Origin of the sequence: Parvibaculum sp., assembly GCF_049651025.1 — a bacterium.
Taxonomy (GTDB): Bacteria; Pseudomonadota; Alphaproteobacteria; order Parvibaculales; family Parvibaculaceae; genus Parvibaculum.
In genome coordinates this window covers 15880-34719 of sequence record NZ_JBASBH010000032.1, presented here as the reverse complement: position 1 = coordinate 34719, position 18840 = coordinate 15880, and the positions used below count along the sequence as shown (strand labels likewise).

The window sequence follows — 18840 nt, the reverse complement described above, 5'->3', positions numbered from 1 at the left end:
GCAATCCATGAGTGGTGAGAGCACCTATACACCCGCCAACGGCGCAAGCCGCTGGCTCGACGAGCGCCTACCGATCCTTCGCCTCGTCAATGACAGCTTCGTCGATTATCCGACGCCGAAGAACCTCAACTATTGGTGGACCTTCGGCGGCGTCCTGAGCTTCTGCCTCGTCGTGCAGATCATCACCGGCGTCGTGCTGGCGATGCATTACGTCCCGACGACGGCGCTCGCCTTTGCCAGCGTCGAGCACATCATGCGCGACGTGAACTACGGCTGGGTCCTGCGTTACATTCACGCAAACGGCGCCTCGATGTTCTTCATCGCCGTCTATATCCACATGTTCCGCGGCCTTTACTACGGTTCCTACAAGGCGCCGCGCGAAGTGCTGTGGATCCTCGGCTGCCTCATCTATCTCCTGATGATGGCGACGGCGTTCTTCGGTTACGTGCTTCCCTGGGGCCAGATGAGCTTCTGGGGCGCGACGGTCATCACCAACCTCTTCGGTGCAATCCCCTTTGTCGGCCAGTCGATTGCGACGTGGCTCTGGGGCGGTTTTGCGATCGGCGATCCGACCATCAACCGCTTCTTCTCGCTGCACTATCTCTTCCCGTTCCTGATCGCGGGCGTCGTCATCCTGCACATCTGGGCGCTGCACGTGCCCGGCAACGGCAACCCCGCTGGCATCAATGCCAAGGGCAAGCAGGACATGGTTCCGTTCCATCCTTACTACACCAGTAAGGACGCGTTCGGCCTCGTTCTGTTCATGATCATGTTCGCCTATTTCGTGTTCTACGCGCCCAACTCGCTGGGCGACGTCGAGAACTACGTTGTGGCCGATCCGCTGAAGACGCCGCTGCACATCGTGCCGGAATGGTACCTGCTGCCGTTCTACGCGATCCTGCGTGCCGTGCCGTCCAAGATCGGTGGCGTTATTCTGATGTTCGGCGCCATCGCGGTGCTGTTCATCCTGCCTTGGCTCGATACGTCGAAGGTTCGTTCGGCGCGTTTCCGCCCGCTCTACAAGCAGTTCTTCTGGATCCACATCGTTGTGTGTCTGGTGCTCGGCTGGTGCGGCGGTCAGTTGCCTGACAATGTTGTTGCCCAGGTCGGCGACATCTCCTTCACCATCACGCATCTGTCGCGCATTCTCTCGTTCTACTATTTCTTCCACTTCCTCGTTCTGTTCCCGCTGTTGGGCCTGATCGAAAAACCCAAGCCCTTGCCGGAAAGCATTTCGGCTTCGGTGCTCGGCGGTCATACCGCCGCGGCGAAGAGCTGAGTGGGGGAGAGACGGATATGAAAATGAAGATGATCCAGAAGCTTTCCACCGTGGCCGCCTTTGCGACGGTCGCCATGGCCGCGGCCTTCGTCTCCACTGCCTCCGTTCAGGCAGCGGAGAGCGGTCCGGAAATGGAACATGTGGACTGGTCGTTCAACGGCCCCTTCGGCACCTTTGACCGCAGCCAGCTTCGTCGCGGTTACAAGGTCTACAAGGAAGTCTGCGCAAGCTGCCATTCGATGGACCTCATCCACTTCCGCAATCTGGGCGAGCCCGGTGGGCCGGAGTTCAGCGGCCCGGAAGTGAAGGCGCTTGCCGCCGAAATCAAGGTGCAGGACGGCCCCGATCAGTCCGGCGACATGTTCGAGCGTCCCGGCGAAGGCAAGGACAAGATGCCGGCTCCCTATCCGAATCCGGAAGCGGCAGCCGCCTCGCTCGGCGCTGCGCCGCCGGACCTGTCGTTGCTCGCCAAGGCGCGTAACGGCGGCCCCGATTACATCCATGCCCTGCTGACGGGCTACAAGGATGCACCGGCGGACGTAGCCATGCCGGCAGGCGGTCATTACAACCCGTATTTTGCTGCGGGTAGCGGCGTGATCGCCATGCCGCCGCCGCTTGCGGAAGGCCAGGTCGATTACGGCGACGGCACGCCCAATACGGTCGATCAGATGTCGAAGGACGTTTCGGCGTTCATGATGTGGACTGCAGAGCCCAAGCTCGAACAGCGCCATCGCATGGGCTTCCAGGTCATGATCTACCTTCTGGTGCTCGCAGGAATTCTCTTCTTTGCGACGCGCAAAGTCTGGTCCGACCAGCACTAAACGGGCCGCAGACAATCGGATTTAGGAAAAGGGCCTCGTGTGGGGCCCTTTTTCATGTCCGCGACGCATTAGTTTGTTATGTTTCGCGGCCCGCGCGAGCGGGCATTTATTACGTTTGCCGCCTGCGCGGCGCGGAGGCGGTAAGAGGTCGGTATGACGAAGACGGTTCTGGGCGTTATCGGAGGCAGCGGCGTTTACGAGTTTCCGGGGCTCAAGAATGAGCGCTGGGAGCATGTGGCGAGCCCCTGGGGCGAGCCGTCCGATGCGCTGCACTTTGGCGTGCTGCCCACCGATAGCGGCGATGTGGAGATGGTTTTCCTGCCGCGCCACGGACGGGGCCACGTGCATTCGCCTTCCAGCATCAATTATCGCGCCAATATCGACGCGATGAAGCGCGCGGGCGTGACGGACATCATCTCCGTCTCGGCTGTCGGTTCGCTGAAGGAAGAATTGCCGCCGGGCACTTTCGTCATCGTCGATCAGTTCATCGATCGCTCATTCGCCCGCGAAAAGAGCTTCTTCGGCCCCGGCCTCGTTGCTCACGTGTCGATGGCCGAGCCCGTCTGCTCGCGGCTTGGCGACCATATCGAGGCGGCCTGCAAGGCGCATGGCATTCCCCATGCGCGCGGCGGCACCTACATGGTCATGGAAGGCCCGCAATTCTCGACGCTGGCGGAATCAAACCTCTATCGCTCCTGGGGCTGCTCCGTGATCGGCATGACCAACATGCCGGAAGCAAAACTCGCCCGCGAGGCGGAAATTCCATATGCGACGGTCGCCATGGTGACGGATTACGACTGCTGGCATCCGCATCACGACAACGTGGATGTTGCCTCGGTCGTCAGAATTCTCGGCGAAAATGCCGTTCAGTCGCGCACAGTCTTGCGCGCAGTGGCGACGAGTTTCGGCCCGAAGCGTACGCCCTCGCCGCAGGGCATCGACACCGCTCTCGACAATGCGCTCATCACCGCTCCCGACAAGCGCGATCCCGCGCTCATCAAGAGGCTCGACGCGGTGGCGGGCCGTGTGCTGAAGGCCTAAGGATTTACAGGACTATGGATGTGAAGAAATTCATTCGCTCGATCCCGGATTATCCCAAACCCGGCATCATGTTCCGCGACATCACCACGCTGCTTGGCGACGCAGAAGGCTTTCGCACGGCCGTCGATGCGCTGGTCCAGTTGCATCAGGGCGCCAAGTTCGATGTCGTTGCGGGCATTGAAGCGCGCGGCTTCATTCTTGGTGGCGCGGTCGCCCATCAGCTCGGTCTTGGCTTCGTGCCGGTGCGCAAGAAGGGCAAGCTGCCCTGGAAGACGATCGCTGAGGAATATGATCTCGAATATGGCACCGACATGGTCGAGATTCACACCGACGCCATTGCCGAGGGCGCGCGCGTCTTGCTGATCGACGATCTGATCGCAACCGGCGGCACGGCGGAAGCGGCCGTAAAACTCGTCGCGCGCACGGGCGGCAATGTGCTGGCGGCCAGTTTTGTCATCGAGCTTTCCGATCTTGGCGGGCGCGAGCGTCTCGAAGCGCTCGACATTGAAGTCCTGTCTCTCTGCTCATTTGAAGGGCACTAAAAACCCCCGATGGAATGGATTGCTGATCCGACGATCTGGATAGGCCTTGCTACCCTTGTCGTGCTCGAGATCGTTCTCGGCATAGACAATCTCGTATTCATCGCGATCCTTGCGGACAAGCTGCCGCCGCATCAGCGCGATCACGCGCGTCTCACAGGCCTCAGCCTCGCGCTCATCATGCGCCTTGCATTGCTTGCGAGCATTTCATGGCTCGTGACGCTGACCGCGCCGCTTGTCACCATTTACGGATTTTCCGTATCGGGGCGCGATCTCATCATGCTGGGCGGCGGTATATTCCTGCTCGCCAAGGCGACGATGGAACTGCATGAGCGGCTTGAGCCGCCGCATGAGAGCCGCAACACCGCCAAGGTGCATGCGGGCTTCTGGCTCATCGTCACGCAGATCATCATTCTCGACGCCGTGTTCTCGATCGACAGCGTCGTCACCGCCGTCGGCATGGTCGACAGCCTGCCGGTGATGATGGCCGCCGTCATCATCGCCATTCTCGTGATGATGCTTGCATCGAAGCCGCTGACGACATTCGTCAATGCGCATCCCACCGTCGTCGTGCTCTGCCTCGGCTTTCTGATGATGATCGGCTTCAGCCTCATCGCGGATGGTTTCGGCTTTCATATTCCCAAGGGCTATCTTTACGCGGCCATCGGCTTTTCCATTCTCATCGAAGCCTTCAACCAGTGGACGCAGAGGAACAGGGCAAAGCAGGTGGCGGCGATGCCGTTCCGCCAGCGCACGGCGGAAGCCATTTTCCGGCTTCTCGGCGGCTCTGTCGAAGATGGCGAAGCGGGCTCCGGCAACGGCGCGACGGAAGCGGAGGGGCGCGTCTTCGGCGCCGAAGAACGCAGCATGGTCAGCGGCGTTTTGATGCTGGGCGAGCGGCCTGTCAGTTCGATCATGACGCCGCGGCGCGAGATTGTCTGGGTGTCGCTTGCCGATGATCCGGAGAAGCTGCTCGACATTCTGCGCAACTCGCCGCACGGGCTTTATCCGGTGTGCCGGACAAGTGTTGACGATCTCGTCGGCTATGCGCGCGCCAAGGATCTGATGGAAGACCTGCTGACGCGGGGCGCCATCGACGAAGCGCGCAGCATCCGCGAGCCGCTCGTCGTGCATGAAGGGCTCGGCGTGCTGAAGCTGCTCGACATGTTCCGGCTCACGCGCGTTCAGCTTGCTTTCATCACCGACGAATATGGCGGCATTCAAGGCCTCGTCACCTCGACCGATATGCTGGAGGCCATTGCCGGCGAATTTCCCGATGACGAAGACGGCGAGCATTGGCTGACGAAAATCGGCGACGGCCATTGGCGCGTCGAGGGCTGGTCCGATGTGCGCCATCTGTCCGTCGCGATAGGGCGGGATCTCGCAACACAGGGCGATAATTATTCGACTATTGCGGGGTATGTGATGTGGTATCTCGGGCGTTTGCCCGAGCTTGGCGACAGGCTCGAACGCGACGACCTTGCCTTCACGGTGACGAAGATGGAAGGTCGCCGCATCGCCGAGTTGGAAATTGAGGATTGTCCGAGCCGCAACGGCGACTGACAATCGCGTGGAGGTTAGGCCCATGAAAATCGACGGCGTTCACTATCGTACGATCTGGGTTGCGGATGACGGTTGGTCCATCGAGGTGATCGACCAGACGAAGCTGCCGCATGAATTCAAGACGCTGCGTCTGCGCAATGCCGAAGATGCCGCGCGCGCGATCAAGGATATGATTGTGCGCGGCGCACCGCTGATCGGTGCGACGGCTGCTTACGGGATTTGCCTCGCGCTTCGCGACGATGCATCCGATGCGGCGCTTCACGAAGCCTATGAAATGCTGGCGGCGACGCGTCCCACGGCGATCAATCTCAAATGGGCGCTCGATGAAATGCTTCGCGCCGTTTCGCCCCACGGGCACAATGCGCGCGTCGAGGCCGCTTATGCGGCAGCGGCGAAGATCTGCGACGACGATGTTGAAATCTGCCGCAAGATCGGCGAGCAGGGGCTGAAGCTTATTCGCGGCCATGCGGAATCAAAACCCGGCAAGACCGTCAATGTGCTGACGCATTGCAATGCGGGCTGGCTCGCCTGCGTCGATTGGGGCACGGCGCTCGCGCCGATCTATATGGCGCATGATGCGGGGCTGCCCGTTCACGTCTGGGTCGATGAGACGCGGCCACGCAATCAGGGCGCCTCGCTCACCGCCTTCGAGCTGGGTCGCCACGGCGTGCCGCATACGATCATTCCCGACAATGCGGGCGGTCATTTGATGCAGCACGGGCTTGTCGATCTCTGCATCGTCGGCACGGATCGCACGACATCGCGCGGCGACGTTGCAAACAAGATCGGCACCTATCTGAAGGCGCTTGCTGCCGAAGACAATGACGTGCCGTTTTACGTCGCGCTGCCGTATACGACGATAGACTGGACGCTGGATGATGGCGTCGCGGAAATTCCAATCGAACAGCGCTCAGCGCGCGAGGTCACGCATATGACGGGGCGAACCGCGCAGGGCGAGATCGTGACCGTCGAGATTTCGGCGCCCGGCAGCGAGGCTGCGAATTACGGCTTCGACGTGACGCCTGCGCGCCTCGTCACCGGCCTCATCACCGAGCGCGGCATTGCGGCGGCGAGCCGCGAGGGGTTGCTCACCCTCTATCCCGAGCGCAAACGTGGCTGAGGTTTCCGACGAAGCCTGGGCGCGGCAAAGCGTGATCGATGCCGGTCTCGATCTTGAGCGCACGGGGCTGTCGCCGCAGCGCTCCGGCAATGTGTCGTTGCGCTGGCGCGACGGCATGCTCATCACGCCGACGGGATTTGCCTATCACGACCTTTTGCCGGGCGATATCGTCTGGATGGGGCTGGATGGGCGCGTGCCTGAAGGCAGCCTCGCGCCCTCGAGCGAGTGGCACATGCATGCGGCGATCTATGCCGCGCGGGCCGATGCCCGGGCCGTCGTTCACGCGCATTCGGACTATGCGGTAACGCTTGCTGTGATGAAGCGCGACATTCCGCCGTTTCATTACATGGTCGCGTTGCTTGGCGGGCGCGATATTCGCTGCGCGCCCTATGCCACCTTCGGATCGGAAGAGCTTGGCCGACACGCTGTTGCGGCATTGCAGGACCGCAAGGCCTGTCTGCTCGCCCATCACGGCCAGATCGCGCTTGGGCAAAGCCTCGACGAGGCGCTGAAGCTCGCCCATGAGGTTGAAACGCTGGCCGGCCAATATTGGCGGGCGCTGCAAATCGGCGAGCCCGATCTTCTCAGCGATGCCGAAATGGCTCGCGTCGTCGAGAAGTTCCGCACCTATGGCCAGCCGGGGCGCTGACCGCGTCTCCGCATTTTTCGGATCATTTCCGCATCTCCCTCCATTGCGCAGCGAGCCTGCTTCGGTTAGCTTTGTAATGCTATCCATTAAATGATGTGTCGAACTGCGGCGCATCCGGGCGGGGGGATCGTATGAGAGCATTGAAGTGGGGCGGGGGCGTGCTTGCCGTGCTGGTTGTCGTTGCAATCGGAGGGGCGCTCTATATCAAGCAGAACCCGATCGTTCTCGTGCGCGCCATTACGCAGCTTCGCGATCCCATCGGCCCGAACCAGCCCGTTACGTGGCAAAAGGGGCCGGAGGCGCCCGTTGCCGGCAAGCGCCCACCTAATATCATTCTCATTCTGGCCGACGACCTCGGCTACAACGATCTGACCTTCAATGGCGGCGGTGTTGCGGGCGGCGTCGTGCCGACACCGAACATGAATTCCATCGCCACCGACGGCGTCGATCTCACCAATGGCTATGCGGGCAATGCGACCTGCGCGCCCTCGCGCGCGGCGATTATGACCGGGCGCTATGCGACGCGCTTTGGCTATGAGTTCACGCCCGCGCATCCGCTTTTCATGAAGATGGTTGGCGAGGATGCTCATGGTCTTCACAAGCCCATCTATTATCCCGAGCGCGCGGAGAACTATCCGGCCATCTCCACCTTGGGCATGCCCGCAAGCGAAGTGACGGTGGCCGAGCTTCTGCAGAAGCAGGGCTATCACACATTGATGTTCGGCAAATGGCATCTCGGCGAACAGGCCGATATGAAGCCGGGCGCGCAGGGCTTTGACGAGTCGCTCGCCTTCATGATGGGCGCGCAGCTTTATGCACCTATCGGCGCGCCGGACATGGTGGAGTCGAGGCAGCCCTGGGATCCGATCGACAAGTTCCTCTGGGCGGCGCTGCCCTATGCTGTGAGCAAGGATGGCGGCCCGCGTTTTGCGCCCGATAAATATATGACGGATTATCTGGGCGGCCAGGCCGTCGAAGCGATCAAGGCGAATAAGAACCGTCCGTTCTTCATGTATCTCGCCTTCAATGCGCCGCATACGCCGCTTCAGGCGACGAAAGCGGATTACGACGCGCTGCCGATGATCAAGGATCACGAGATGCGCGTCTATGCGGCGATGATCCGCGCGCTCGACCGAAATGTCGGCCATGTTCTCGAGGCATTGAAGGCCGAAGGGCTCGATGAGAATACGCTGGTGATCTTCACCAGCGATAATGGCGGCGCGAATTACATCGGCTTGCCCGACATCAACAAGCCCTATCGCGGCTGGAAGGCGACCTTCTTTGAGGGCGGCATCCATGTGCCTTATTTCATGAAGTGGCCGGCGGCACTGCCCAAGGGCACGAAATTTGCCGAACCTGTCGGCCATGTCGACATCTTCGCGACGGCAGCAGGTGCTGCGGGCGCGGTTGTGCCGACCGATCGCGTCGTCGATGGCGTGAACCTCATTCCCTTCCTTGAAGGCAAGGAGACGGGTCGTCCGCATCAGACGCTTTACTGGCGCTCCGGCGACTACAAGACCCTGCTCGATGGCGACTGGAAGCTGCAGGTTTCCGAGCGGCCGAAGAAGAACTGGCTCTTCAATCTGAAGGACGACCCGACGGAGCAGAAAAACCTCGTCGATGTTCATCCTGAAAAGGTCGCGGAGTTGATGGCTGCGCTGCTGGAGGTGGACGGGCAGCAGCACAAGGCCGGCTGGCCTGCGCTTGCGGAAGCGGCCATCGCGATCGATCATCCGGCGAATGCGCCGGAGAGCCCGAACGACGAATATATCTACTGGGCGAACTGAGAAGGCGGCTTCATTGATGACAAGCCGACGGTTCGGCCTATCGATCCTGGGCCTTGTTACATTGCTGGCGGGGGGCGCCGCGATGTTATGGGTTCAAGGGGGGAGGCAGGCGGCGCAACTTGCACAAGCTGCGCCGCCTCGCTGCCTCGCTGCCGGGACAGATGCATCGGGCACGCATCCGGGCATGGTTTTCGTACCGGCCGGAACGTTCCAGATGGGCGATACGGTCTATGCGGAAGAAAAACCCGTTCGGCAAATGTCGGTGCAGGGCTTCTGGATCGACCGGCATGAAGTGACCAACGATCAATTTGCCGAATTCGTCGCTGCGACCGGATATGTCACTGTCGCCGAGCGCCCGGTGGATGCCGCGTTGCATCCGAATTTGCCGGACGATATGCGCAAGGCGGGCGCCGTTGTCTTCGTCATGCCGAACAGTGTCGACGGCAGCGGCAACATCACGCAATGGTGGCAATATATTCCCGGCGCGAACTGGCGCCATCCCGGCGGGCCGGACACTTCCATTGAGGGGCACGGGCGTTTCCCGGTCGTCGCCGTCGCCTATGAAGACGCGCTTGCTTACGCAAAATGGAAGGGCCGGGCGCTGCCGAGCGAAGCGCAATGGGAGTGGGCGGCGCGTGGCGGCAATCCGAATGCGACCATGGATCACGATCAGCCCAAGGATGCGAATACCTGGCAGGGCGTTTTTCCGGTGATGAATTCGGGCGAAGACGGTTTCGTCGGTCTTGCGCCTGCGGGCTGCTTCAAGCCGAACGGATTCGGCCTTTACGACATGATCGGCAATGCATGGGAGTGGACGAGCGACGCCTATGCGGGCAATGTGGCGCAGCATGTCATCAAGGGTGGCTCATATTTATGCGCGCCGAATTATTGCATGCGCTATCGCGCGGGCTCGCGACAGGGGCAGGAAGCGGATCTGGCAGCGAGCCATCTCGGTTTCCGCACTGTTCTGGAAGCAGCCGGGCCCTAGCTTTTCAGCAGGTCTTTCACCGCGTTGCCGAACTTCGCGCTGTCGGGCGTCGTGACGCTTGAGAACCAGGTTTTCAGCGTGCCGTCGCGGCCGATAAAATATTTATAGAAATTCCAGCGCGGCTTTGCGAGGAAGCCGCCTTGCTCGCCGATCCAGTTGAAAAGCGGATGCGCGTCGGAGCCTTTCACATGCACTTTTTCGGTGAGCGGAAAATCGACGCCGAAATTGATCTCGCAGAATTCGGCGATCTCCGTGCTTTCGCCCGGCTCCTGATTGCCGAAGTCGTTTGACGGCACGCCGAGCATGACGAGGCCGTCCGCCTTGTGCTTCTGCCACACGGCTTCGAGGCCTTTATACTGAGGCGTGAAGCCGCATTTCGACGCCGTATTGACGATGATGACGGGGTGTCCCGCGAATGCCTTCAACGGCAGGGGCTTACCCTTCAGGCTCTGGAACTCGAAGTCGAAAGCGGTCCTGTTCTTGTCGCTGGCCATTTGGGGCTCCCTGCCGGTGTTTCAGGCGTGTCGATTTTAGACGATAACGAGCTTCACATCGACATTGCCGCGTGTCGCGTTGGAATAGGGGCACACTTGATGTGCGTCCGCGACGAGCTTCTCAGCCTCTGCCCGGGGGAGGCCCGGAAGCGAGACATTGAGCGTCACGGCAAGGCCGAAGCCGACGCCGTTGTCGCGCGGCCCGATGCCGACATCGGCTGTGATCGAGGCTGTGTCAGGCACGGCTTTCTTCTGCTGTCCGGCAACGAGCTTCACGGCGCTCAGGAAGCAGGCCGAATAGCCCGCCGCGAAAAGCTGCTCGGGGTTCGTGCCGTCGCCGCCCGGACCGCCAAGTTCCTTCACGGTCACGAGATTGACGGCGAGCTGGCCGTCGGAGGACTTCGACTTGCCGGTGCGGCCGCCGCTTGTCGTCGCATGCGCGGTATAGAGGACTTTCATGGGGGCATTCCTTTCGGTTGGGAAGCGTCAGGCATTATATATAGTGAGCAATTAAATTGTGTGCAATATAAAATCGTGAGGCCCTCGAAGTAGCCCCTGTTCGTCATGCCCCGGCTTGACCGGGGCATCCATCTTTGTCGAAAAACGGCGGGTAGCTGGATGGCCCGATCAAGTCGGGCCATGACGGAATTGGATGGTGAAGATGGGAAAGGGCTCGAAGCCCGGGATGACGCTGGTGGGAACCTCACTTACTCCGCAAGCTGCTCGCGTAACTCGTTGAGTTTGCTGCGAAGTGCGATGAGTTCATTGATCCCCAGCCCGGTTGCCGAAGCGGCGCGGCCGGGGATTGTGGCGGCGGTTTTTCGCAGCGCGCGGCCCTTTTCCGTCAGGTGGATGAAGACCTGACGTTCATCCGCTCCGCTGCGTTCGCGCTTCAGAAGCTTTGCCGCTTCGAGCCGCTTCAGCAGCGGCGTCAGCGTGCCGCTATCGAGAAACAGCCGTTCGCCAAGCGCGCCCACCGTCACGCCGTCTTCTTCCCACAGAGCCAGCATGGCGAGATATTGCGGGTAGGTGAGCCCCAGTTCCTTCAGCAGCGGCTTATAGGCCTTGGTCAGCAGATGCGACGAGGAATAGAGCGCGAAGCAGAGCTGATTGGAGAGGAGCAGGGGATCGCTGGCTTTTTTCATGGGGAGCACCGCAGAGGAACGAGTGCCGCATTATATGGCGAGCCACTCTCTTGTGCGCAATAGATTAGCGCGACGGCGACCGGTCATGAAAAAGGGAGGCGCGCATGGCGGCCTCCCTTTCGATAGTCAGGATTTCGAGCGCTCAGACGCTTTCAAAAAGCTCCAGTGTGCGCTTCAGCGCCAGTTCGGCAGACGCCTTGTCGTAATTGTTGCGGCGGTCGGAGTTGAAGCCGTGGTCTGCGTCATAGACAAAGACCTTCACGTCGGGATGGGCCTTTTCGATGGCGCGCACGTCGTCCATCGGGATCCCGTGATCCTTTTCGCCGAAGTGGCAGATGGTCGGCACTTTCGGATTTTCGCCGATGAAGCTCTTGATGGCGCCGCCGTAATAGCAGGACGCTGCATTGAGCCCCTTTACGCGGCAGGCAGCGACCCATGCGACCGTGCCGCCATAGCAATAGCCGGTGATGAAGGTCTTGGCATTGCCATCGGCTTTCAGCCTGTCGACGCACATCTGCACGTCATTGACGAAGTTCTCTGTCGTCGTCTTGGCGCGATAATCGAGCGACTTCTGAATGTCTTCCTGCGAATAGGTCGCCTCGAAGCCCTTCACCTGACGGTCGTAAAGCTGCGGCGACACGACGTCATAGCCGCGTGCCGCATAGCCGTCGCAAAGTTCCTTGATGTGATGGGTGACGCCGAAGATTTCCATGATGAGCACGAGGCCGCCCTTGCGCGCGCCTTCGGCCTTCACATGGTAGCAGTCGATGTCCACGCCATCGCCGCTCTTCAAGGTGATCATCTTGCCTTTGAGTGACATTCGATTTCTCCCCGTTGCTTTATCTCGACACTATTAGGTGTTGAAGAGGAAGTGCAGCACGTCGCCGTCCTGCACGACGTATTCCTTGCCTTCAGCGCGCATCTTGCCTGCCGTCTTCGCGCCCTGTTCGCCGCCCAGAGAAACGTAATCGTCATAGGCGATCGTTTCGGCGCGGATGTAGCCCTTTTCGAAATCGGTATGGATGACGCCCGCCGCCTTGGGGCCGCGCGTGCCTTGCGTGATCGTCCAGGCGCGGGTTTCTTTGGGTCCCACGGTGAAATAGGTGATCAGGTGCAGCAGCTTGTAGCCGGCATGGATCAGGCGGTTGAGGCCCGGCTCTTCAAGGCCCAGCGTTTCGAGGAACTCTGTGCGTTCCTCGTTTGGAAGCTGCGCGATTTCTTCTTCGATGCGCGCGGAAATGACGACGCTTTCAGCACCTTCGGCTGCGGCGCGCGTTTCGACGAGCTTTGAATATTCATTGCCGGTTGCGGCGGAATCTTCTTCCACGTTGCAGACATAAAGCACGGGCTTCGATGTCAGAAGGTTCAGGCCCTTCCAGGCCTTCTCGTCCTCGTCGTCAATCTTGCCGTCCTTCATCGCAAAGCGGGCGGGCTTGCCTTCGCGCAGATAGGCAAGAGCGATGTTGATGAGATCGACCTGCTGCTTTGCGTCCTTGTCGCCGCCTTTAGCTTTTTTCTCCAGCGCCGTGACGCGCTTTTCGAGGCTTTCAAGATCGGACAGCATCAGTTCCGTCTCGACGATTTCGGCGTCGGCCAGCGGGTCGATGCGCTTTTCGACGTGCAGAATGTCGTCATCGACGAAGCAGCGCAGCACATAGGCGACGGCGTCCACTTCGCGGATATTGGCGAGGAACTGATTGCCGAGGCCTTCGCCCTTCGAGGCGCCTTTGACGAGGCCCGCAATGTCGACAAAGGTCAGGCGCGTCGGAATGATTTCCTTGCTCTTGGCCGCTGCTGCAAGCGTGGCAAGGCGCGGGTCCGGCACGGCCACTTCACCGACATTGGGCTCGATGGTGCAGAAGGGGTAGTTCGCGGCCTGTGCCGCCGCCGTCTGGGTCAGCGCGTTGAAAAGTGTCGACTTGCCGACATTTGGCAATCCGACGATGCCGCATTTGAAACCCATGACTACTTGTCTCCGTTTTCTTTATCGATTTTTGAAGCCGGCTTCTGTTTCGCTTCCGGTTTCGGCGGCTCTGGGTTGAGCCGCAGATGGATGCGGTTGCCGAAGCTGTTGAAGCGCCCTTCGCCGAGAAGGGGGGCTTCGCTGACGATGGCGTCGAGCAGCGGCTCGACCCATTTCATTTCTGTCTTGCTGAAGTCGCCAAGCACGGCGTTCAGTACACGGTCTTTCGAGCCCGGATGGCCGATGCCGATGCGCACGCGGCGGAAGTTTTCGCCGATGTGCGAGATGATCGAGCGGATGCCGTTATGCCCGCCTGCGCCGCCGCCGGTCTTGATCCGCAGCTTGCCTGCGGGCAGGTCGAGTTCGTCATGGATGACGACGACATTCTGCGGCTCGATCTTGAAGAAGCGCATCGCCTCGCCGACGGAGCGCCCGGATTCGTTCATATAGGTCATCGGCTTCAGCGCGATCACCTTTTCGCCGCCCAGCACGCCTTCGCAGGTCAATCCTTGAAAGCGTTGTCGCGCATCGGAAAAGGAATGGCGGTGGACAATCGCGTCCACCGCCATGAAGCCGATATTGTGCCTGTTGAAGGCGTATTTCGGGCCGGGATTTCCGAGGCCCACGAGCAGCATCATCGCCCGCGCTCCTTTATGTTGATCCCTATGCCCTGGGACTTACTTCTTGCCGGCAGGCGCCTTGGGAGCGGCCTTGCCAGCAGCTGCGGCGGGAGCCGCTGCTGCCTTCGCGCCAGCGGCGGGAGCCGCTGCAGCGGGAGCAGCCGATTCAGCCGAAACGACAGCGGCGGGAGCCACGATCGTCGCAACCGTGAAGTCGCGATCGGTGATCGTCGGGCGCACGCCTTCGGCGAACTTGACGGCCGAAATATGGATCGAGGTGGCCATTTCGTAGCCGGTAAGGTCGATCTCGATGGCCTCGGGGATCGATTCCGCCGGGCAGATGAGTTCGATCTCGTGGCGCACGATGTTCAGCAGGCCGCCAGCCTTGAGGCCGGGCGATGCTTCGTGATTGGTGAAATGCACCGGCACGTTGACGGTCAGGGTCGCATTCTTGCCGAGACGCAGGAAGTCGACATGGATGATGAAGTCGCGAACGACTTCGCGCTGCACGTCGCGCGGAATGACGCGTTCAATCTTCCCGTCGATCTCGACGTTCAGAAGGTTGCTGGTGAACGTACCCGTCTGGTAGAGGGCGTTCACGGCCTTGTAGTCGACGGTGATGAGTTCCGGGGTCTTCTTGTCGCCGTAAATGACGGCGGGGACTCGGCCTGCGAGACGAAGCGAACGAACAGCCCCCTTGCTGCTCTTCGTACGCGCCTCGGCCTTGAGCGTTAGTATCTCGGCCATAGCGTTGATTCTCCAACAAAAATAGCCCCAGGAGCGGGCTGCCCACCGGTGGCTCGCGGCGTTTCCTCCAGGGGTGTGGACGCCGGTTGGGGCGGTTTATAGCGCCCGATAGGGGAAAACTCAAGCTGGGGAAGGGGACGAGGCGTCCCCTTCGCTCAGTCGAAAAGGCTGGAAACCGAGCGTTCTTCGGCGGTTCGGCGCATGGCCTCGCCGATCAGCGGGGCGATGGTGACGGTGCGGATATTGTGGGCGACGCGCACGGCCTCGGTCGGCTGGATCGAATCGGTGATGACCAGCTCCTTGAGCTGCGAGGCGGCGACACGGGCGACAGCGCCGCCGGACAGGACGCCATGCGTCACATAGGCGGAAACCGCGGTCGCGCCCTTGGCGAGCAGCGCCTCGGCGGCGTTGCAGAGCGTTCCGGCGCTGTCGACGATGTCGTCGACGAGGATGCAGGAGCGGCCCTTCACGTCGCCGATGATGTTCATCACTTCGCTTTCGCCGGCGCGTTCGCGGCGCTTGTCGACGATGGCAAGGTCGGCGCCAATGCGCTTGGCGATTGCGCGGGCGCGCACCACGCCGCCGACGTCCGGCGAGATGATCATCAGGTCCTGGCCCTTGTAGTGCTCCTCAATATCGTGAGTGAGCACGGGCGCACCGAAGAGATTGTCGGTCGGAATGTCGAAGAAGCCTTGAATCTGCCCGGCGTGAAGATCGAGCGTCAGCACGCGGTCGGCACCGGCCTTGGTGATGAGATTGGCGACGAGCTTGGCCGAGATCGGCGAACGGGGGCCGGGTTTGCGGTCCTGTCGCGCATAGCCGAAATAGGGAACGACTGCCGTGATGCGGCGCGCGGAGGCGCGCTTCAACGCATCGATGATGATGAGCAGTTCCATCAGATGGTCGTTGGCGGGGTAGGAGGTCGACTGCATGATGAAAACGTCTTCGCCGCGGACGTTTTCCTGAATCTCTACGAAAACTTCCATGTCCGCGAAGCGGCGCACCACCGATTTGGTGAGCGGAAGATCGAGATAGGCGGCAATGGCTTCGGACAGCGCCCGGTTTGAATTGCCTGCGACAAGCTTCATGGCTTTGGAACCCCCGGGGATCTTGCCGTCTCGTGACAGTCGTGCGACGGCGCGAGCGGGTTGTAACAAGGCGTTTTCGGCCTGTAAACAGCGAGGCGGCGCGATTGGCAAAGGTGTTGCGAAGCGTTGCCGCTATGCCGCGGTCTTTCGCGTTTGGTCGCGTGTGAAAAGCCGCCGCATCAGGATTTTCCGGCAGCTTGTGCCAAATCGCCCCATTGAATGGCGAATCGCGAGGACCCGGCGTGTGGGCTACCTCAATGCGATTGCCGACATTTGCCGCCCATAGTCGCCTTCGCCACGATGCGTCGTGCGCCGATAGGAAAAGAAGCGTTTTTCGTCGGCATAGGTGCAGACACCGGGCAGGGCGATGGCGGCGATTTCCGCGGCCTTGAGGCGCGAGGCGGCATAGGCGGGAAGATCGAACATGAAGTGGCCATCGCGCGCCGACGCCACGAACCATTTGTCGTTGGCCTTGTCGGTATCGAGAAAGCGGTCGCGAAATTCCGGGCCGACTTCATAGGCGTCGCGTGAAATGCAGGGGCCGATCGCGGCGACGATCCGCTCGCGCGCGCCCCCCATTTTCACCATCGCGTCGATGGTTGCTTCCAGAACGCCTGTGAATGCGCCTTTCCAGCCCGCATGCGCCGCGCCGATAACGCCCGCCCCATTGTCAGCAAAGAGAACCGGCGCGCAATCTGCGGCGAGAACGGCGAGCGCGACATCTGGCAGATCGGTCACCATCGCGTCGGCTTGCGGCGCAGCGGATGGCTCCCAGAGTTCCGTGACGCGGATGACATTGGGGCTGTGGATCTGGTGGACGGTCAGAAGTCTGTCAGGCGCGACATTCACGCCTTGCGCCACCCGCGCGCGATTTTCGCTCACCGCGCCCTTGTCGTCGTCCGAGCCGAGGCCGCAATTCAGCGATGCGTAGATGCCCTTCGACACGCCGCCTTCGCGCGTGAAAAAGCCGTGGCGTATATGGCTCAGAGCTTCGAGCGGTTTTGCCGTCAGCATTCTGGTTTCCTCAAAATCCGGCGAGGCCGGGCGCATCCGGCGCAGTCAGCGCCATCACCTTGAAGAGGCTGCCCATCTCGTCGCGCGAGGTCAATCGGCGTTCGGCGAGATCGATGTCGCGCGCCTGTTCAGGCGTTGCACGCGCTTTCAGGGCTTCGCTGCGTGCGCTGATCCCGAGCGCGCGCAGGAACGAACCTTGTTCGATGGGGCCATGCGCAACCGCGCCGCCTGCGCGCGCGGCAAGCGCAAGCGCTTCAAAATCGACATGGGCCGTCAGGTCGGCTTCGCCGGGCGCTTCGAATGCATCGACGAACTTATGCGCGCGCAAGGCCTGCAGCGTATCGCCCGGCGCGCTTTTCGCGTGGCCGTAATCGATGATGATTGCCGCGCCGCCATGTTTTGCAATGCGCGCCGCTATATCCTCGGCAAAGGCGCTCGATGCGGGCGAGACTTCGGCGAGGCTGCCGACGGGCGCGTTGCGCACCGATGGCGGCAGCATATCGTCGGAGGCAAGCGGCACCGGAGTGATCGCGGGCACGAAATGCGGCGCGTCATGCGTGCTGTCATCGTCGAGCATCACGAAACGCTCGCACCAGCCGCGTTCCGTTCTTACGAATTGGCGGATCGGCAGCGCGTCGAAGAATTCATTGGCGATCAGAAAGAGCGGACCTTGCGGCAGCGTGTCGAAGCGATCGTGCCATGTGGCATTTGGCACATTCTGCTTTTGCGCGGCAGCAAGCACCGGGCTCGTCTCGACGAAATGCACTTTCATTGCGTCGAGCATTCCCGGAACCGCGCGTAATGCGCGCAAAGCATCGGCCATCAGCGTTCCGCGTCCGGGCCCGAGTTCGGCAAGGATGAAAGGCGAGGGGCGGCCTTGCGCGATCCATGTTTCGGCGATCCAGAGGCCGAGGAGTTCGCCGAACATCTGGCTGATTTCGGGCGCCGTCGTGAAATCGCCCTGCGCGCCGAGCGGATCGCGCGTCATGTAGTAGCCGAGCTTTGGATGACCAAGCGCCAGCGCCATGAAATTGCTGACGGAGATGGGGCCGGCCTCAGTGATGAGGCGCGCGATATGTTGATTGAGAGGTGCCATTACTTACGCTTCGGAGCCGGGTTGCCAGCGGGTTTGCGTGTCGTCCACGCTTCAAGACGCGGTGCCTGCCAGACGATCAGAAGGCCGACGAGGATCATCGGCAGTGACAGCAGCATGCCCATGGTGAGCCAGCCGTCATAGAGATAGCCGAGCTGAATGTCGGGCTGGCGGAAAAATTCGACGAAGACGCGCGCGCAGCCATAGCCCGCAATGAATGCGCCCCAGATGGTACCGGGCCGCTTCAGCGCGTGAAAGCTGTGGCTCAATATGCGCAGCACGATGAAGAGGACGATGCCTTCAAGCGCCGCTTCATAAAGCTGGCTCGGATGGCGCGGCTCTGGTCCGCCATTGGGAAAGATGATGCCCCATGGCGCATCGGTGACGCGGCCCCAGAGTTCGGAATTGATGAAGTTGGCGATGCGTCCGAAGAAGAGGCCGATCGGCGCGGCGGCGCTGGCGAGATCGAACAGCGCCAGAAGCGGAACGCCGTTGCGGCGCGCATAAAGCGCCAGGCCGACCAGCACGCCGAAGGCGCCGCCGTGAAAGCTCATGCCGCCATGCCAGACGGCAAAGATTTCGAGCGGATTGTTGATGTAGTCGACGGAATCATAGACCAGCACATAGCCGATGCGCCCGCCAAGGATGACGCCCGCCATGGCCCAGAGCAGGGCGTCGTCGATATTCAGCCTCGTCACCGAGGGCGATCCTGCCCAGAGGCGCGGCGTGTCGATCATGGCGAGGATGTAGCGCCAGCCCAGAAGCAGGCCCGCAATATAGGCAAGCGCATACCAGCGGATGGCGAGCGGCCCGAGATGGATCAGCACCGGATCGATATTCGGGAAGGGAATTCCGGTCATTGAGGGGTCCGCGCTGGAGGTGTCGGGGC

General features: G+C 61.2%; 20 protein-coding genes. 9 read left to right on the top strand and 11 right to left on the bottom strand.

The window, feature by feature from the left end; translation table 11 throughout:
• The first annotated feature begins 7 nt into the window (after window positions 1-7).
• From WA943_RS03950 to WA943_RS03910, 9 genes are all read left to right on the top strand, one after another.
• Window positions 8-1279 (top strand): cytochrome b, encoded by a 1272-nt coding sequence (locus WA943_RS03950; protein ID WP_424468544.1) that lies wholly within the window; start codon window positions 8-10, stop codon window positions 1277-1279.
• 17 nt (window positions 1280-1296) lie between these two features.
• Entirely contained in the window at window positions 1297-2100 is an 804-nt protein-coding gene (locus WA943_RS03945; RefSeq protein WP_424468543.1) for a cytochrome c1, read from the top strand.
• A 153-nt stretch (window positions 2101-2253) separates the two neighbouring features.
• Entirely contained in the window at window positions 2254-3141 is an 888-nt protein-coding gene (locus tag WA943_RS03940) for an S-methyl-5'-thioadenosine phosphorylase (protein WP_424468542.1), read from the top strand.
• A gap of 14 nt (window positions 3142-3155) precedes the next feature.
• Window positions 3156-3683 (top strand): adenine phosphoribosyltransferase, encoded by a 528-nt coding sequence (locus WA943_RS03935; protein ID WP_424468541.1) that lies wholly within the window; start codon window positions 3156-3158, stop codon window positions 3681-3683.
• A gap of 9 nt (window positions 3684-3692) precedes the next feature.
• The gene (locus tag WA943_RS03930) at window positions 3693-5243 is read left to right on the top strand and encodes a TerC family protein (RefSeq protein ID WP_424468540.1); all 1551 of its coding nucleotides are present in this window, start codon (window positions 3693-3695) and stop codon (window positions 5241-5243) included.
• Between the two features lie 22 nt (window positions 5244-5265).
• Window positions 5266-6363, top strand: a complete 1098-nt coding sequence (gene mtnA / locus WA943_RS03925; protein ID WP_424468539.1) for an S-methyl-5-thioribose-1-phosphate isomerase — start codon at window positions 5266-5268, stop codon at window positions 6361-6363.
• Window positions 6356-7012 (top strand): class II aldolase/adducin family protein, encoded by a 657-nt coding sequence (locus WA943_RS03920; protein ID WP_424468538.1) that lies wholly within the window; start codon window positions 6356-6358, stop codon window positions 7010-7012. Before mtnA ends, WA943_RS03920 begins: the two co-directional genes overlap by 8 nt.
• Window positions 7013-7143: 131 nt before the next feature.
• Window positions 7144-8799, top strand: a complete 1656-nt coding sequence (locus WA943_RS03915) for a sulfatase-like hydrolase/transferase (RefSeq protein ID WP_424468537.1) — start codon at window positions 7144-7146, stop codon at window positions 8797-8799.
• A gap of 184 nt (window positions 8800-8983) precedes the next feature.
• A complete protein-coding gene (locus WA943_RS03910; RefSeq protein WP_424468536.1) occupies window positions 8984-9787 on the top strand; it encodes a formylglycine-generating enzyme family protein in 804 nt (267 codons plus the stop codon).
• On the opposite strand, the gene WA943_RS03905 is transcribed toward WA943_RS03910, so the two are convergent.
• The 11 genes from WA943_RS03905 to lgt form a co-directional block, all read right to left on the bottom strand.
• On the bottom strand, window positions 9784-10281 hold the full coding sequence (locus WA943_RS03905; RefSeq protein WP_424468535.1) for a glutathione peroxidase: 498 nt from the start codon (window positions 10279-10281) through the stop codon (window positions 9784-9786). The two genes, WA943_RS03910 and WA943_RS03905, sit on opposite strands and share 4 nt — an antisense overlap.
• Window positions 10282-10317: 36 nt before the next feature.
• Window positions 10318-10740: an organic hydroperoxide resistance protein gene (locus WA943_RS03900; protein WP_424468534.1), complete on the bottom strand. Its 423-nt coding sequence runs from the start codon at window positions 10738-10740 to the stop codon at window positions 10318-10320.
• Between the two features lie 248 nt (window positions 10741-10988).
• A complete protein-coding gene (locus WA943_RS03895; RefSeq protein ID WP_424468533.1) occupies window positions 10989-11426 on the bottom strand; it encodes a MarR family winged helix-turn-helix transcriptional regulator in 438 nt (145 codons plus the stop codon).
• Between the two features lie 142 nt (window positions 11427-11568).
• On the bottom strand, window positions 11569-12246 hold the full coding sequence (locus tag WA943_RS03890; protein WP_424468532.1) for a dienelactone hydrolase family protein: 678 nt from the start codon (window positions 12244-12246) through the stop codon (window positions 11569-11571).
• Between the two features lie 33 nt (window positions 12247-12279).
• A complete protein-coding gene (ychF, locus tag WA943_RS03885; RefSeq protein ID WP_424468531.1) occupies window positions 12280-13389 on the bottom strand; it encodes a redox-regulated ATPase YchF in 1110 nt (369 codons plus the stop codon).
• 2 nt (window positions 13390-13391) lie between these two features.
• Entirely contained in the window at window positions 13392-14027 is a 636-nt protein-coding gene (gene pth, locus WA943_RS03880) for an aminoacyl-tRNA hydrolase (RefSeq protein ID WP_424468530.1), read from the bottom strand.
• 39 nt (window positions 14028-14066) lie between these two features.
• The gene (locus WA943_RS03875) at window positions 14067-14756 is read right to left on the bottom strand and encodes a 50S ribosomal protein L25/general stress protein Ctc (protein WP_424468529.1); all 690 of its coding nucleotides are present in this window, start codon (window positions 14754-14756) and stop codon (window positions 14067-14069) included.
• Between the two features lie 155 nt (window positions 14757-14911).
• Window positions 14912-15844: a ribose-phosphate pyrophosphokinase gene (locus tag WA943_RS03870; protein ID WP_424468528.1), complete on the bottom strand. Its 933-nt coding sequence runs from the start codon at window positions 15842-15844 to the stop codon at window positions 14912-14914.
• Window positions 15845-16093: 249 nt separating this feature from the next.
• Window positions 16094-16858: a peptidoglycan editing factor PgeF gene (pgeF, locus tag WA943_RS03865; protein ID WP_424468527.1), complete on the bottom strand. Its 765-nt coding sequence runs from the start codon at window positions 16856-16858 to the stop codon at window positions 16094-16096.
• 10 nt (window positions 16859-16868) lie between these two features.
• Window positions 16869-17954, bottom strand: a complete 1086-nt coding sequence (locus WA943_RS03860) for a class I SAM-dependent methyltransferase (protein WP_424468526.1) — start codon at window positions 17952-17954, stop codon at window positions 16869-16871.
• Entirely contained in the window at window positions 17954-18811 is an 858-nt protein-coding gene (lgt, locus tag WA943_RS03855; protein ID WP_424468525.1) for a prolipoprotein diacylglyceryl transferase, read from the bottom strand. The genes WA943_RS03860 and lgt overlap by 1 nt, the downstream gene beginning before the upstream one ends.
• Window positions 18812-18840 lie beyond the last annotated feature (29 nt).

Excerpts from the sequence above, each read along its gene's own strand:
- WA943_RS03950 (WP_424468544.1), top strand. The coding sequence starts at position 8 with ATGAGTGGTGAGAGCACCTATACACCCGCCAACGGCGCAAGCCGCTGG.
- WA943_RS03945 (WP_424468543.1), top strand. The coding sequence starts at position 1,297 with ATGAAAATGAAGATGATCCAGAAGCTTTCCACCGTGGCCGCCTTTGCG.
- WA943_RS03940 (WP_424468542.1), top strand. The coding sequence starts at position 2,254 with ATGACGAAGACGGTTCTGGGCGTTATCGGAGGCAGCGGCGTTTACGAG.
- WA943_RS03935 (WP_424468541.1), top strand. The coding sequence starts at position 3,156 with ATGGATGTGAAGAAATTCATTCGCTCGATCCCGGATTATCCCAAACCC.
- WA943_RS03930 (WP_424468540.1), top strand. The coding sequence starts at position 3,693 with ATGGAATGGATTGCTGATCCGACGATCTGGATAGGCCTTGCTACCCTT.
- mtnA (WP_424468539.1), top strand. The coding sequence starts at position 5,266 with ATGAAAATCGACGGCGTTCACTATCGTACGATCTGGGTTGCGGATGAC.
- WA943_RS03915 (WP_424468537.1), top strand. The coding sequence starts at position 7,144 with ATGAGAGCATTGAAGTGGGGCGGGGGCGTGCTTGCCGTGCTGGTTGTC.
- WA943_RS03910 (WP_424468536.1), top strand. The coding sequence starts at position 8,984 with ATGGTTTTCGTACCGGCCGGAACGTTCCAGATGGGCGATACGGTCTAT.
- WA943_RS03905 (WP_424468535.1), bottom strand. The coding sequence starts at position 10,281 with ATGGCCAGCGACAAGAACAGGACCGCTTTCGACTTCGAGTTCCAGAGC.
- WA943_RS03900 (WP_424468534.1), bottom strand. The coding sequence starts at position 10,740 with ATGAAAGTCCTCTATACCGCGCATGCGACGACAAGCGGCGGCCGCACC.
- WA943_RS03895 (WP_424468533.1), bottom strand. The coding sequence starts at position 11,426 with ATGAAAAAAGCCAGCGATCCCCTGCTCCTCTCCAATCAGCTCTGCTTC.
- WA943_RS03890 (WP_424468532.1), bottom strand. The coding sequence starts at position 12,246 with ATGTCACTCAAAGGCAAGATGATCACCTTGAAGAGCGGCGATGGCGTG.
- ychF (WP_424468531.1), bottom strand. The coding sequence starts at position 13,389 with ATGGGTTTCAAATGCGGCATCGTCGGATTGCCAAATGTCGGCAAGTCG.
- pth (WP_424468530.1), bottom strand. The coding sequence starts at position 14,027 with ATGATGCTGCTCGTGGGCCTCGGAAATCCCGGCCCGAAATACGCCTTC.
- WA943_RS03875 (WP_424468529.1), bottom strand. The coding sequence starts at position 14,756 with ATGGCCGAGATACTAACGCTCAAGGCCGAGGCGCGTACGAAGAGCAGC.
- WA943_RS03870 (WP_424468528.1), bottom strand. The coding sequence starts at position 15,844 with ATGAAGCTTGTCGCAGGCAATTCAAACCGGGCGCTGTCCGAAGCCATT.
- pgeF (WP_424468527.1), bottom strand. The coding sequence starts at position 16,858 with ATGCTGACGGCAAAACCGCTCGAAGCTCTGAGCCATATACGCCACGGC.
- WA943_RS03860 (WP_424468526.1), bottom strand. The coding sequence starts at position 17,954 with ATGGCACCTCTCAATCAACATATCGCGCGCCTCATCACTGAGGCCGGC.
- lgt (WP_424468525.1), bottom strand. The coding sequence starts at position 18,811 with ATGACCGGAATTCCCTTCCCGAATATCGATCCGGTGCTGATCCATCTC.